General features: G+C 69.4%; 15 protein-coding genes. 7 read left to right on the top strand and 8 right to left on the bottom strand.

All coding sequences use genetic code 11. The annotated features are described in order from the left end of the window. Positions 1–32 precede the first annotated feature (32 nt). The gene (locus tag OG714_RS15120) at positions 33–875 is read right to left on the bottom strand and encodes a glutamate ABC transporter substrate-binding protein (protein ID WP_406121350.1); all 843 of its coding nucleotides are present in this window, start codon (positions 873–875) and stop codon (positions 33–35) included. 183 nt (positions 876–1,058) lie between these two features. Then, on the bottom strand, positions 1,059–1,835 hold the full coding sequence (locus OG714_RS15115; RefSeq protein ID WP_406121348.1) for an amino acid ABC transporter ATP-binding protein: 777 nt from the start codon (positions 1,833–1,835) through the stop codon (positions 1,059–1,061). 290 nt (positions 1,836–2,125) lie between these two features. On the opposite strand from OG714_RS15115, the gene OG714_RS15110 reads away from it, so the two are divergent. Beyond that, complete coding sequence (locus tag OG714_RS15110; RefSeq protein WP_393753335.1) at positions 2,126–2,812, top strand: response regulator transcription factor; 687 nt, start codon at positions 2,126–2,128, stop codon at positions 2,810–2,812. A gap of 9 nt (positions 2,813–2,821) precedes the next feature. Next, complete coding sequence (locus OG714_RS15105; protein ID WP_406121346.1) at positions 2,822–4,234, top strand: ATP-binding protein; 1,413 nt, start codon at positions 2,822–2,824, stop codon at positions 4,232–4,234. Between the two features lie 97 nt (positions 4,235–4,331). On the opposite strand, the gene OG714_RS15100 is transcribed toward OG714_RS15105, so the two are convergent. Continuing rightward, positions 4,332–5,330, bottom strand: coding sequence for a TAXI family TRAP transporter solute-binding subunit (locus OG714_RS15100; protein WP_406121344.1), 999 nt, complete (start codon positions 5,328–5,330; stop codon positions 4,332–4,334). A 134-nt stretch (positions 5,331–5,464) separates the two neighbouring features. On the opposite strand from OG714_RS15100, the gene OG714_RS15095 reads away from it, so the two are divergent. The 3 genes from OG714_RS15095 (at position 5,465) to OG714_RS15085 (ending at position 8,321) form a co-directional block, all read left to right on the top strand. Next, complete coding sequence (locus tag OG714_RS15095) at positions 5,465–5,869, top strand: MazG nucleotide pyrophosphohydrolase domain-containing protein (protein WP_406121343.1); 405 nt, start codon at positions 5,465–5,467, stop codon at positions 5,867–5,869. 114 nt (positions 5,870–5,983) lie between these two features. Next, positions 5,984–7,501, top strand: coding sequence for a tRNA (N6-isopentenyl adenosine(37)-C2)-methylthiotransferase MiaB (gene miaB, locus OG714_RS15090; RefSeq protein ID WP_406121341.1), 1,518 nt, complete (start codon positions 5,984–5,986; stop codon positions 7,499–7,501). 94 nt (positions 7,502–7,595) lie between these two features. Beyond that, a complete protein-coding gene (locus OG714_RS15085) occupies positions 7,596–8,321 on the top strand; it encodes a class III extradiol dioxygenase subunit B-like domain-containing protein (protein WP_406121339.1) in 726 nt (241 codons plus the stop codon). Positions 8,322–8,426: 105 nt separating this feature from the next. On the opposite strand, the gene OG714_RS15080 is transcribed toward OG714_RS15085, so the two are convergent. From OG714_RS15080 to OG714_RS15070, 3 genes are all read right to left on the bottom strand, one after another. Further along, positions 8,427–9,440, bottom strand: a complete 1,014-nt coding sequence (locus OG714_RS15080) for a carbon-nitrogen hydrolase family protein (protein ID WP_406121337.1) — start codon at positions 9,438–9,440, stop codon at positions 8,427–8,429. A gap of 385 nt (positions 9,441–9,825) precedes the next feature. Further along, on the bottom strand, positions 9,826–10,116 hold the full coding sequence (locus tag OG714_RS15075; protein ID WP_406121335.1) for an antitoxin: 291 nt from the start codon (positions 10,114–10,116) through the stop codon (positions 9,826–9,828). A 24-nt stretch (positions 10,117–10,140) separates the two neighbouring features. Next, positions 10,141–10,419 (bottom strand): hypothetical protein, encoded by a 279-nt coding sequence (locus OG714_RS15070; protein ID WP_406121333.1) that lies wholly within the window; start codon positions 10,417–10,419, stop codon positions 10,141–10,143. Between the two features lie 183 nt (positions 10,420–10,602). On the opposite strand from OG714_RS15070, the gene miaA reads away from it, so the two are divergent. Then, positions 10,603–11,541, top strand: a complete 939-nt coding sequence (gene miaA, locus OG714_RS15065; protein ID WP_406121331.1) for a tRNA (adenosine(37)-N6)-dimethylallyltransferase MiaA — start codon at positions 10,603–10,605, stop codon at positions 11,539–11,541. Between the two features lie 108 nt (positions 11,542–11,649). Next, positions 11,650–12,150, top strand: coding sequence for a hypothetical protein (locus OG714_RS15060; protein WP_406131825.1), 501 nt, complete (start codon positions 11,650–11,652; stop codon positions 12,148–12,150). A gap of 112 nt (positions 12,151–12,262) precedes the next feature. Here OG714_RS15060 and OG714_RS15055 read toward each other — a convergent pair whose 3' ends face one another. Next, complete coding sequence (locus tag OG714_RS15055; RefSeq protein WP_406121329.1) at positions 12,263–12,835, bottom strand: S1 RNA-binding domain-containing protein; 573 nt, start codon at positions 12,833–12,835, stop codon at positions 12,263–12,265. Between the two features lie 47 nt (positions 12,836–12,882). Beyond that, a complete protein-coding gene (locus tag OG714_RS15050; RefSeq protein WP_406121327.1) occupies positions 12,883–14,004 on the bottom strand; it encodes an IS630 family transposase in 1,122 nt (373 codons plus the stop codon). Between the last annotated feature and the right edge of the window lie 44 nt (positions 14,005–14,048).

The raw sequence follows: 14,048 nt of genomic DNA, 5'->3' as shown, positions 1-14,048 counted from the left end.
ATGGGGCCTGCCTTACCGGGGTTTTCTCGGGCTTACTTGACGATGTCGCCGATCTTCGGGGCGGGCTCGTTCTTGTAGTCGGCCGGGCCGAAGTTCTTGGTGACCGCGGTCTCCCAGGCGCCGCTGCTGACCATCTTCTCCAGCGCCGTGTTGATCTTGGTGACGGTCGCGGAGTCGCCCTTCTTGACGCCGATGCCGTAGTTCTCGTTGCTGAGCTTCAGGCCGGCGAGCTTGAACTGACCCTTGAACTTGTCCTGCGCGGCGAAGCCCGCGAGGATCGAGTCGTCGGTGGTCACCGCGTCGACGGCACCGCTCTGGAGGGCCGCGATGCACTCCGAGTAGCCCGAGTTCTCACGGAGGTTGGCCTTCGGGGCGATCGTGTCCTTGATGTTCTGCGCCGAGGTCGAGCCGGTCACGGAACAGAGGTTCTTGCCGTTGAGGTCCGTGGCCTTCGCGATCGTCGAGTCCTTCTTGACGAGCAGGTCCTGGTGGGCCAACAGGTAGGGGCCTGCGAAGTCGACCTTCTTCTTGCGCTCGTCGTTGATCGAGTACGTGGCCGCGATGAACTTGACGTCGCCACGCGCCAGCGCGTTCTCACGGTCGGCGCTCTTGGTCTCGACCCACTCGATCTGGCTGGGCTTGTAGCCGAGCTGACCGGCCACATAGGTCGCCACGTCCACGTCGAAGCCGGCGTACGTCCCGTCCGGCTGCTTCAGGCCGAGGCCGGGCTGGTCGAATTTGATGCCGACCTTGATCTTGCCGCTACCGCTGGAGTCCGAACCCGAGTCGTCCTTGTCGCTGCTCCCGCAGGCCGTCGCGGCGAGCGAGAGGACGAGAGCGGTGGTCGCGAAGACGGTGACCTTGCGGAGCTTCATGATGAACATCCTTTGGCTGGTGAGGAGATGAGGGTCCGTCAGAGCGTGTGACGGACCCTCTGAGGGCGTGCGGGACCCTCAGCGGCAGTCGGCGGCCGCCCGTCGGCGGCGGGCCGCCAGTGGCTGGCTGTAGCGGTTCGTCAGCGTTCGTGGCTGATCGTCAGTGGTCGTCGGCGCTGATCGTCAGTGGTGAAGGATCTTCGACAGGAAGTCCTTGGCCCGGTCGCTGCGCGGGTTGCTGAAGAACTGGTCAGGCACGGCCTCTTCGACGATGCGGCCGTCGGCCATGAACACCACCCGGTTGGCGGCCGAGCGGGCGAAACCCATCTCATGGGTGACGACGATCATCGTCATCCCGTCCCGGGCGAGCTGCTGCATGACCTCCAGCACCTCGTTGATCATCTCCGGGTCGAGTGCCGAGGTCGGCTCGTCGAAGAGCATCACCTTGGGGTCCATGGCCAGTGCCCGCGCGATGGCGACGCGCTGCTGCTGGCCACCGGACAACTGGGCCGGGTACTTGTCCGCCTGCGTGGCCACGCCGACCCGGTCGAGCAGCGCCCGGGCCTTCTCCTCGGCCTGCTTGCGGTCGGCCTTGCGGACCTTGATCTGACCCAGTATCACGTTCTCGAGCACGGTCTTGTGCGCGAAGAGGTTGAAGGACTGGAAGACCATTCCGACGTCCGCACGCAGCCGGGCGAGCTCCCTGCCCTCCTGGGGCAGCGGCTTGCCGTCGATCGTGATCGAACCCGAATCGGTTGTCTCCAGGCGGTTGATGGTGCGGCACAGAGTGGACTTTCCGGACCCTGAGGGTCCGATCACCACGACGACTTCGCCGCGGGCGATCGTCAGATCGATGTCCTGGAGTACGTGCAACGCGCCGAAGTGCTTGTTGACGCTCTTCAGGACGACGAGTTCGCCGGTCGCGGCCACATCTTCCTTGGCCACCGATACTTCGGTCATCGCTTGCTGGCTCCGTCCTCGTCGGTTGCGGAGGACAGTAGTGAGGCCGTACGACCAGCGTCATCACATCTGAGCGAGATCTGAGCATCACGATCGGATAGCAATAGGACACGTGTCGTAGCAGTTTGCCGCTGGGATCCGTACCGGCTGGGTAACGGAAGCCTCGCGCAACCCGGAACCCACTTGACGGCGTCTTCGTCCATCAGCGTGACTGCCTGGGTGCACGCGCGCGTGAGACGTGCTTTTGTACAGGCCGACACCATACGAACGATGAACCGGAGGGGGCCGGGATGAGACTGCTCCTCGTCGAGGACGACAACCATGTCGCCGCCGCTCTGTCCGCGGTCCTGGCGCGGCACGGATTCGACGTCACGCACGCCCGCAGCGGCGAGGAGGCCCTCCAGGCGCTCGTCCCCGAGAGCGACGGCTTCGGAGTCGTCCTCCTCGACCTCGGCCTGCCCGACCAGGACGGCTACGAGGTCTGCGGCAAGATCCGCAAGCGCACCAGCACCCCGGTGATCATGGTCACCGCCCGCTCCGACGTGCGCTCCCGCATCCACGGCCTCAACCTCGGAGCCGACGACTACGTGGTGAAGCCGTACGACACCGGGGAACTGCTCGCCCGCATCCACGCCGTCAGCCGGCGCAGCGTCCACGAGGACGCGAGCGGGGGCGGCGACACCGCGCTGCGGCTCGGCCCGGTGCGCATCGAACTGCCCACCCGTCAGGTCACCGTGGACGGTTCGGTCGTCCAGCTGACCCGCAAGGAGTTCGATCTCCTGGCCCTATTGGCACAGCGTCCAGGAGTGGTCTTCCGGCGGGAGCAGATCATCAGCGAGGTGTGGCGCACCAGTTGGGAGGGTACGGGACGCACCCTGGAGGTGCATGTCGCGTCCCTGCGCGCCAAACTGCGGATGCCCGCGCTGATCGAGACCGTACGAGGCGTCGGCTACCGGCTCGTCGCTCCGGCCGCGTAGCGGGCCCGGGTGCGCACACGTCTTCTCCCGCTGCTCATCGTCCTGATGGCGGCCGTCCTGCTGGCGCTCGGCGTTCCGCTCGCCATCAGCGTGGCCGCGGCCCAGCAACAGAAGGTGATCGTCGACCGTATCGACGACACCGCGCGGTTCGCGGCCCTGGCCCAGTTCGTCACCGACGCTCCCACGGGATCACGCCCCTCCGGCACGGTCCCGGACGAGCGCCAGGAGACCCTGGACCGCGAACTCGCCAGTTACTACGAGGTCTACGGCATCCGCGCGGGCGTCTTCTACCGCACCGACACCTCCATGGCGAACGCGCCGGACGACTTCCTGCTGCCCAAGACGGGCGAGGTGCGTGAGGCATTCGCCGAGGCGCTGCTCAGCCGTCGCAGCCACGACCCGGAGCAGGTCTGGCCCTGGCAGCGCAACCGCCTCGTCGTCGCCTCGCCGGTCATCCGGGACGGCGACGTCATCGCGGTCGTGGTCACCGACTCGCCCACCGGACCCATGCGTTCACGCACCCTGCGCGGCTGGCTGACGATCGGCGCCGGCGAGATCGCCGCGATGCTGCTGGCCGTCGGCGCGGCCCTACGGCTGACCGGCTGGGTCCTGCGACCCGTACGGGTCCTCGACGCCACCACCCACGACATCGCCACCGGGCGTCTCAAGTCCCGGGTCGCGGCCGCCGGCGGGCCGCCGGAACTCCAGCGTCTGGCCCGGTCGTTCAACGAGATGGCGGACAACGTCGAGGACGTGCTGGAGCAGCAGCGCGCCTTCGTCGCCGACGCCTCGCACCAGTTGCGCAACCCGCTCTCGGCGCTGCTGCTGCGCATCGAACTGCTCGCGCTCGAACTGCCGGAGGACAACGACGAGATCGCCTCGGTCCGCACCGAGGGCAAGCGCCTGACCCAGGTCCTGGACGACCTGCTCGACCTGGCCCTGGCCGAGCACGCGGACGCCGACCTGAGGATCACCGACATCGGCGCGCTGACCGCCGAGCGCGTCGCGGCCTGGGCACCGACCGCCGAGGCCAAGGGCGTGCGCCTGGTGGGCAGTTGCCCGCCCACCACGGCCTGGGCCGACCCGATCACGCTGTCCAGCGCCCTGGACGCCGTGATCGACAACGCGGTGAAGTTCACGCCCGAGGACGAGTCCGTCGAGGTGACGGTCGCGTCGAACGGCGAGACCTCGACCGTCGTCGTCACGGACCACGGCCCGGGCCTCACCGAGGACGAACTCGCGCGTGTGGGCGACCGCTTCTGGCGCAGCGGACGCCACCAGAACATCAACGGCTCCGGCCTCGGCCTGTCCATCTCCCAGGTCCTGCTGGCCGCGGGCGGCGGCTCCCTCGCGTACGACCACCACGAGCCGCACGGCCTCAAGGTGACCGTGTCGGTGCCCAGGAGCGGGCCCACGGCCTGAACAGGCGGCTCGCGGGCCTGTGTTGAGATTCCGGGGCACGGGCGGCGGTACAGGGGCCTGTGGCGGGCCCTACGGCTCTCTGGGGCTTGGCGAATCTCTAGGGCTTGACGGAGCGGTAGTAGCGCCGGGCGCCCTCGTGCAGGGCCAGGGGATCGGTGTAGATCGCCGTGCGCAGGTCCACCAGCTGTGCGGAGTGGACGCGCTTGCCGATGCCGTCCCGGCTCTTGATCACGGTCTTGGTGATCCACTCGGTGAGCCTGGGATCCATGTCCTTGCGGGTCATCAGCAGGTTGGACACGGCGATGGTCGGGACGGTGGACCCCCGCTGGATGGTGGGGTAGGCCGACTCCGGCATGTTGGTGGCACGGTAGAAGCGGGTGGCGTCTCCCTGCTCGTGCATTTTGGCCACGAGGTCCGCCTCGATCGGCACGAACTGGAACTCGTACTTCTTGGCGAGGTCCTTCAGGCCGTCCGTCGGCAGCCCGCCCGACCAGAAGAACGCGTCGATCTTGCCCCGCCTGAGCAGGTCAGGTCCGGTGTCGATACCGGCCGCCACCGGCGCGATGCCCTTCTTCGGGTCGATGCCGGCCGCCGTGAGCACCCGGTTGGCGATCAGCCGCACACCCGAGCGGTTCGGCCCTATGGCCACCCGCTTGCCCCGCAGATCGGAGACCGAGTCGATGTCCGAGTCACGCGGCACGATGAGCTGGACGTAGTCGTCGTAGAGCCGCGCGACCCCACGCAGTCCCGCCGCACCGGGCTTGCCCTCCATCTCGTACGTCCCCACCGCGTCGGCCGCGGCGATGGTGAAGTCGGCCTGACCGGTCGCCACGCGCGCGACGTTCTCCTGCGACCCGTCGCTGTTCACCAGCTTCACCTTGAGGCCCGGCATGTCCTTGTCCAGCTCGGTGCGCAGGAGCTTGCCGTACTCCTGGTAGACCCCGAGCGGGGTCCCTGTGCTGAAGGTGATCGTCCCGGTCGGCGGTTCGTCGCCCAGGGGCAGCAGCCACCACAGCAACAGCCCGAAGGCGACGAAGCCGGCGGCGGCGCCCTGGAGGGCCCGGCGTCGGCTGATACGGGAGAACACCTTGAGCATGCGCGCGATCCTGCCAGTCCGTGCGCGGTACTGACCAGGGCAGGCCAGGGCCCGGGACTGCGTGGCGGACCGGGGCGGAGGGCATCGACGGAGGCTGATCGGAGCCGGTGAGCGGCGGCCACTAGGGTCGTGGCATGAGTTCTTCGCCCGCCGACCTGGTCCGCGAATTCCACCGGGCCTTCGGGCTCGACGCCCGCACCACACCCACCGAGGTCGCCCCCGGCCTCGCCGCCCACCGGGGCGAACTGCTCGCCGAGGAAGCCGCGGAGGTCGCCGAGGTCTCCGTGAGCGGCCCCCTCGACCGGCTGGCGCACGAACTGGCCGACGTCGTCTACGTCGCGTACGGCACGGCCCTCGTCCACGGCGTCGACCTCGACGCCGTGATCGCCGAGATCCACCGCGCCAACATGACCAAGATCGGCCCGGACGGCGAGATCGCCCGCAGGGCCGACGGCAAGGTGCTCAAAGGGGAGCACTACGAGGCGCCGGACGTGTCGGGGGTGCTGCGCAAGCAGGGGTGGGCCACCGGAGGAGAGTGACCGGCCTCCGGGGTGGTGGCGCCGGCCGGCTTCCGCTCGCCGGGCCCGTGCTGTGAGTCACTGCGGTTTTCGGCCGCCGGAGGAGCCACTGCCGGCACCGCCTACCCTTGTCACATGAGCAGCGGTGACCGGAGCGAGGCAGTGGACGTCAAAACGTACGAAGTGCGCACTTATGGGTGCCAGATGAACGTTCACGATTCCGAGCGGCTCTCCGGTCTCCTGGAGGGTGCCGGTTATGTCCGCGCGCCCGAGGGCTCGGACGGGGACGCGGACGTCGTCGTCTTCAACACCTGCGCCGTGCGCGAGAACGCCGACAACCGGCTCTACGGCAACCTCGGGCGGCTCGCCCCGATGAAGACCAAGCGCCCCGGGATGCAGATCGCCGTCGGCGGCTGTCTCGCCCAGAAGGACCGCGACACCATCGTGAAGAAGGCGCCCTGGGTGGACGTCGTCTTCGGCACGCACAACATCGGCAAGCTGCCGGTCCTCCTGGAACGCGCGCGCGTGCAGGAAGAGGCGCAGGTCGAGATCGCGGAGTCCCTGGAGGCCTTCCCCTCGACGCTGCCGACCCGGCGCGAGAGCGCCTACGCGGCCTGGGTGTCGATCTCCGTCGGCTGCAACAACACGTGCACCTTCTGCATCGTCCCGGCGCTGCGCGGCAAGGAGAAGGACCGGCGCACCGGCGACATCCTCGCCGAGATCGAGGCCCTGGTCGGCGAGGGCGTCTCCGAGATCACGCTGCTCGGCCAGAACGTCAACGCGTACGGCTCCGACATCGGCGACCGCGAGGCCTTCAGCAAGCTGCTCCGCGCGTGCGGCGCGATCGAGGGCCTGGAGCGCGTCCGCTTCACCTCGCCGCACCCGCGCGACTTCACCGACGACGTCATCGCCGCGATGGCCGAGACACCGAACGTGATGCCGCAGCTGCACATGCCCATGCAGTCCGGCTCGGACCCGATCCTCAAGGCCATGCGCCGTTCCTACCGCCAGGAGCGCTACCTGGGGATCATCGAGAAGGTCCGCGCGTCCATCCCGCACGCCGCCATCACCACGGACATCATCGTGGGCTTCCCCGGGGAGACCGAGGAGGACTTCGAGCAGACGATGCACGCGGTCCGCGAGGCGCGCTTCGCGCAAGCGTTTACGTTCCAGTACTCCAAGCGGCCCGGCACCCCGGCCGCGACCATGGAGAACCAGATCCCCAAAGAGGTCGTCCAGGAGCGCTACATGCGTCTCGTCGCCCTCCAGGAGGAGATCTCCTGGGACGAGAACAAGAAGCAGGTCGGCCGCACCCTGGAGCTGATGGTCGCCGAGGGCGAGGGCCGCAAGGACGGCGCCACCCACCGCCTCTCCGGGCGCGCCCCCGACAACCGCCTCGTCCACTTCACCAAGCCGGACCAGGAGGTCCGCCCCGGTGACGTGGTGACGGTCGAGATCACGTACGCCGCCCCGCACCACCTCCTCGCCGAGGGACCCACCCTGAACGTCCGCCCCACGCGCGCGGGCGACGCCTGGGAGAAGCGGAACGCGGCCGAGGCCGCCAAGCCGGCCGGCGTGATGCTGGGCCTGCCGAAGATCGGCGCACCCGCTCCGCTGCCGGTCGCCACGGGGAGCGGTTGCGGCTGCGACTGAGACCGTCGCGCCCCGCTGAACGACATCGCGTCGCCGACATGCCCCTGTGGACTGTCGGCGTGACGTGTCGGCGTGCCTTGTTAGTGTTCCGGCCATGCTCGTAGCCGCTGCCGTCTGCCCCTGCCCTCCCCTCCTCGTCCCCGACGTCGCCGCAGGTGCCGCGCCCGAACTGGCCGCCGCGCGGGCCGCGTGCACCGACGCGCTGGGCGTGCTCGCCGCCGCCCGGCCCGACCGCCTGGTGGTCGTCGGGCCCGCCGAGCAGAGCGCACGCGGGCCGCATCCCGAGGGCACCCGGGGTTCGTTCCGAGGCTTCGGCGTGGATCTCGACGTACGGCTGGGTAGGGACCGTCACGCCGATGCTGGTACGGCGTCGGAGCGTGAGCTTCCGCCCTCGCTCGCCGTCGCCGCGTGGCTGCTGGAGCGCACCGGGTGGTCCGACGCCCCGATCGAGGGACTCGGGGTGGGGGAACCTCTTGAGGCCGAGCGGTGTATTCAAACCGGGAGGGACATCGTCGCGCAGGCCGACCGGGTCGCGCTGCTGGTGATGGGCGACGCCAGCGCGTGCCGGACGCTGAAGGCGCCGGGTTATCTCGACGAGCGGGCGGCACCCTTCGACGCGGAGGTCGCGCGTGCGCTGGGGGCGGCGGACGTGGCGGCCGTCAAGGCGCTGGACGCCGAGTTGGCGTACGAACTGAAGGTCTCGGGACGTGCACCCTGGCAGGTGCTCGCGGGCGCGGCGGAGGGTGCGGGCCTGGGCGGGGCGCTGCTGTACGAGGACGCGCCATACGGGGTCGGGTACGTGGTCGCGACCTGGTCGTAGGCGTTGTCCTCCTGGGTCTCGTCCTGCCGCGGAATCCGAGGTGTTCGCGGCGCGGGAGCCGTCCCGTACCCGCGAACCTCTCGGATTCCACTACTGCGCCATGAGCTAGAAAGCCGCCGTCCGGTCCTCGCTGCGCGGGTCGGTCACCTGGTGCTCGGCGTAGATGCCCGCGCGCGCCTCACGGCGCCAGGGGCGCCCGTAGGTCACCGATTCGGCGGCGGCCTCGGAACTGTCGTCGAGGTTCACGACCGCCACCGACGGTGAGCCGTCAGCGGGGCACCGTTCGAGCCAGTCGCCGTTGGGGGCGACGACTCCGGACGGTGTCTTGGCAGTGTGCTGTGCGGGCACGGAGAGACTGACCCAGTAGCTGTTGACCGCCGCGTGGCCCTGGGCCTGGGCGGCGGTGTTGCCCGGGGCACCGGTCGTGGAGAACAGGACGCAGTCGACGTCCAGCGTCTCGTACTCGGCGAACAACTCCGGGTAGTGGATCTCGATGCCGAGCAGGCAGCCGAAGCGGACCCCGTCGACCTCGAAGGTCACCGGTGAGATGCCCGGCGAGTACATGTACGAGACCTTCGTCTTCGACAGCAGGCGCTCGTCGTAGCGAGTGACGACCTCGCCGCGATCGGAGATGACGTAGAGGCTGTTGTGGGGGCGGTTCGGCTCGGTCAGGCGGTGGACCGAGGCGATCACCGTCCACAGCCGCAACGTGCGGGCCAGCTCGGCGATCGCGGCCAACTCCGAACGGAGCACGGGCCATTGGCATCGTTCCCAGTCCGCCGGGCCGACCGCGTCCGGGCCGTCGACGGACATCACGAGCTTGTGGGGGAAGCAGATCGCGCCTTCGGGGAAGTGCACGATCCGCGCGCCCCGATCACTGGCCTCGCGCATCAGCGCACGGACCTGACGGCCGCTCTCGCGCAGCGCGTCGGCGTCTCGGGGGTCTTCGCGTACGGGGGTCTGCGCTACGGCGAGCCGCACGCTCCTGGGGTTCCTGCCTTCCGGCATGACGTCTCCTGAGGGAGTCGGACGGAAGTGCCGGAGGGCGGACGTGTAGGACTCGCCGGTCCTGGCGGCGCGGGCACGCACCTGGCGCTTGAAGTTCCTACGGGCTGTCATCGCGGCCTTCCACGCCTTGAGCGACGGCTCCCCGGCAACCTCGCCCGAGGCGATCGGGCTGCGACAACGACCTGAGACGCTGGTCCCTTTGCCTCCGCTGGAAGACCGTGCCGGGGACGGTCGCGGGAGGTTCGGCGTAGGCCACGCAGTCGGTCATCATGCCGTCGCCCGTGGGCCCCGTCAACGTCGTACGACCTGTCCGGCGGACCGTCGAACGGCCTGCCGTTGGGGAGACGGCCATGAGGCGGTCGCGACGCTCACGGACCGCGTCCGGCCCACCTCCCGCTGAAGGGGCGTACCCCTCCCGACCTCGCCTCGACGAAACGGCGGACGGCCGGGAGCCCTATGCTCCGCGGCCGTCCGCCGATCGATGTGCAGGTGCCGTTCAGGAAGCCGGCGGGGTCGAGTCCGGCGGCGTGGTCGTGCCGCCGCCGTCCGCCCCCGTGCTCCCGGGGCTTCCCGTGTCGCCCTGGTGCGCGATTCGGTCCATGGCGTCCTTGGCCTTGCCCGTGCCCGTCTGGATCTTGTCGCTGTACTTGCCCTTGGTCTTCTCGTCGACCATTTTCGCGGCCTTGTCCAGGCCGTTCTCGATCTTGCCTCCGTGCTGCTGCGCGAGGCCCGAGACCTTGTCCTTCGCCGGGGCGAGTTTGGCCTTGAAGTTGTCCAGCAGACCCATGGTTCACCTTTCCACGCGGGGCAGTTACGTACGGGCGGCTTCACCGGCCTCGTTGTCGGCGGCCTCTTCGGCGGACTGCTGCTTGGGGATCTCGACGCTGTCGACGCCGTCCGCGGCCCCGACGGCCTCCGTCGCCGTCGTCTCCGCCGCTTCCTGGCCGCCTGCCCCCGCCTCGGTCTCCGACACCTCGTCGGCGGCTTCGGCCGTCAGGTCCTCGGCCGTCTGTGTGCCGGCCTGTGCTTCGGCGGTTGACGCCTCCTCCGTAGCCTTCGACCTCCGAAGAAGCCGGTCAAAAACGCCCATATCAACTCCATACGTTACTCGTGCGGGCGAAATCCCGCGTAGCCCGGTGCGTCCGTTTGCGTCGCCCGGGTCACCGCCTCCCGAAACCGGCGGCGGGGTACCTCGCAACGGGGAACGACCCCGCGCGCGTGCTGTCACGTAACTCGTTCGAGGCGAGGGTCCGACGTTTGCGAGACTGGGAGCGTGAGCAGCGCACCCCCCGCCCCCCGAGTCATCGCCGTCGTCGGACCGACCGCGGCCGGAAAGTCCGATCTGGGCGTCTTCCTGGCCCAGCGTCTAGGTGGCGAGGTCGTCAACGCCGACTCCATGCAGCTCTACCGAGGGATGGACATCGGCACCGCCAAGCTGACGCCCGAGGAGCGCGACGGCGTCCCGCACCACCTCCTGGACATCTGGGACGTGACGGTCACGGCGTCCGTCGCCGAGTACCAGCGGCTCGCCCGTGAGCGCATCGACGCCCTGCTCGCCGAGGGGCGCTGGCCGGTCCTGGTCGGCGGCTCCGGGCTCTACGTGCGCGGGGCGGTCGACAACCTGGAGTTCCCCGGCACCGACCCCGAGGTCCGCGCCCGCCTGGAGGAGGAGCTCGCCCTGCGCGGCTCCGGCGCCCTGCACGCCCGCCTCGCCGCCGCCGACCCCGAGGCCGCGCACGCGATCCTGCCCAGCAACGGCCGCCGTATCGTCCGCGCCCTGGAGGTCATCGAGATCACCGGCAAGCCCTTCACCGCCAACCTCCCCGGCCACGACTCGATCTACGACACCGTCCAGATCGGCGTCGACGTGGCGCGCCCCGAACTCGACGAGCGCATCGCGCGCCGGGTCGACCGGATGTGGAGCGCGGGGCTCGTGGACGAGGTGCGGGCGCTGGACGCGCGCGGACTGCGCGAGGGGGTCACGGCGTCCCGCGCGCTCGGCTATCAGCAGGTGCTCTCGGCGCTCGCGGGGGAGTGCACGGAACAGGAGGCGCGCACGGAGACCGTGCGTGCCACCAAGCGCTTCGCGCGCCGTCAGGATTCGTGGTTCAGACGCGATCCACGGGTGCACTGGTTGAGTGGGGCTGCGGCGGATCTCACAGAACTTCCGCACCTGGCACTGGCGTTGGTCGAACGACCGGTCACAGCCTGATCACGTCATGGCATCGGGACGCTCAGGCCGCCGTCCCGGCCTCCGGGGGCGTGCCATCATCGAGCTTCGATCGACCAAGTGGAGTCCGAGTTGGGAGGGCGCGTGGCGATGGAGGCCGGCCCTCGCGACACCGCAGAAGGCATCGAGCAGGTCACTGCGGACCGCGGTGAACCGGAAGAGGGCGACGGCCTGCTGAGCCCGGACGGCCCGGACGAGATCCAGGGCGGCGTGACCGCCGACGGTCCCGGGCCCGACGAGATGTTCGCCGGACCCGAGGTCGAGGTCGAGCTCCGCCCGCAGCGCCGTCTGCGCATCTGGCAGCTCGCCCCCATCGTGGCCCTGGCCGCGGTCGGCTCCCTGATGTTCGCCTTCCCGCTCGCCTTCGACTTCGGCGACAGCGGGGCCGTGGTCGCCATGCTCGGTCTGCTCATCTGCTCCTGCGCGGCCGGCTGGGGCACCACGGCCGCCCGCCGCGTCGGCTACACCTGGCCGGGCTTCCCGCAGCGGGGCTCCGGTCGCCGCCCGGACTGGCGGGTCGTCATCGCGTACTCCCTGATGGTGGGCGTGGTCGCGGTCCTCGCCGTGTACCGCGTGGCCAGGCTCCGCTAGTGCTGTGACCGCCTAGGTTCACCGGGTTGGAGCGGTGCTTCCCTTGCGCGGAGCGGGCGCTCAGACGCTCAGGAACGCTGGTGCGAGGAACCGTCGCGGGAACGTGCGGGAGTCACGGGTGGTCGGAGGAGCTTTGTCGTCGAGAGAGAACCAGCCTGCGTCGCTCCCGGTCGATTTCAGTGACGACGACCGTGACCTCCTCGCCGGCCTGGACGACATCTGACGGACTTTCCACGGGCGTCGATGCGAGCTCTCGCAGGTGGACCAGCCCCTCGATCCCGTCGGCGACCTGGACGAAGACGCCGAACGCGACCAATTTGGTGACCCGTCCGTGCAGTTTCTGCCCCACCGCGGTGCGGTCGGCGAATGTCTGGAAGGGGTCCGGCTGTGTCGCCCGCAAGGACAGCCTGGCCTCCAGGTTCCATGTGTCGAACTGGAGGAACTCGGCCGAGACGCGCTGTCCGACCTGTACAACGTCGAAGGCGGTTTCGATGCGCCGCCAGGACAGTTCGGGGATCGTGATGAACCCGACGCCGGGGAAGACCGGGTGGTCGGGGCCGTCGTCCAGTGCCGCGAACACGCCGAACCGTTCGATCGCTGTGACGGTGCCGGAAAGGATGTCGCCGTAGTGCAGTGATTCCAGGAACGCCCAGAGTTCTGGGTTCTCGGACCGTCCGCCCATCATGCTCCCAGCCTTTCACAAGGAGCTGCGCACTCGGCGGGAAGGGGCGATCACGCTGCAGTTTTGAGGGGGCGTCCGCCCCAGCGGATGCCCTTCTCGCTGCGGATGCGGGCGCGCTCCTTGCGTTCGGCGGCCAGGACATCGCGGTGGCGTGCATTGGCGTTGCGCCAGCGCAGATAGGCGTGCAGGGCCCGGGTCTGCACGGTGTGGTTGGGGTAGTTGGAGTTGGCGATGGTGAACTGCCGCAGCGGTCCGAAGTCGGCCTCGATGGGGTTCGCCCACGAGGCGTAGGTCGGGGTGAAGCACAGCTCGACCTTGTGTTTCTTCGCCCAACGACGGATGTCCGTGCCCTTGTGGGCGGACAGGTTGTCCATGATCACGTAGATCGGTGCACCGTCGGGCCGGGCGGCGCGGATCGACTTCAGCGCAGTAAGCGTGTTCGCGGCACCTTTCCTGCGGCAGTTGACGCCCCACAGACGGTCGTCGCCGACGGAGTAGCAGCCGTGGAAGTAGCGCACCCCGTGCGTGCGGTGGTAGGTGGCCGGCACCCGGTCGGGATGTTTCCGTTTCGCCCAGCCCGAGCCCGCGGTGGGCCGGATGCCGAGCGGTCCGAACTCGTCGAAGGCGAACACCCGGTCGGGGAAGCGGTCAAGGACCTCCTCGATCCGTTCCAGCTTCGCCTCCCGTTCGGGGTCGGGTGATTCCTTCCAGGTCTTGGTGCGCTGGAAGGTGACGCCGCGGCGGGTGAGCGTAGACCGTAACGCCTCACGGCCGATACGGATCACCCGGCCGTGCACTTTGCGCAGGTAGGCGACGAGTTTGCGCAGTGACCAGCGGGTGAACGGCTGGCCGAGCTTGGCCGGTCGGGTGGTAGCCGTCGCCACGACGAAGTCCTCGTCGTCAGGCTTGAGCAGGCGGGGACGGCCTCCCGCCCACCGAGAGTCCAGGCAGGCCAGGCCGATCTCGTTGAACCGGTGGATCACATCCCGCACCGTGTCCTCGTCGGCCTGCACCAACTGGGCGATCACCGGCACCCGGTTCCCGCCGGCCGAGGCCAGCAGCATCATCGCCCGCCGGTAACGCACCGAACTCGTGCTGCCACGGCGCACGATCTGCTGCAGCTTCTGCCCCTCCTGGTCGGTCAGTCTGCGCACACGGACAGGCTCGGCCACCGCGCCTCCAGTAGTCGGATCGGACGTCACCCCACATCCAACCG

The sequence above is a fragment of the Streptomyces sp. NBC_00989 genome (assembly GCF_045162655.1).
Lineage (GTDB): Bacteria > Actinomycetota > Actinomycetes > Streptomycetales > Streptomycetaceae > Streptomyces.
This window is presented reverse-complemented; position numbering and strand designations above follow the sequence as displayed.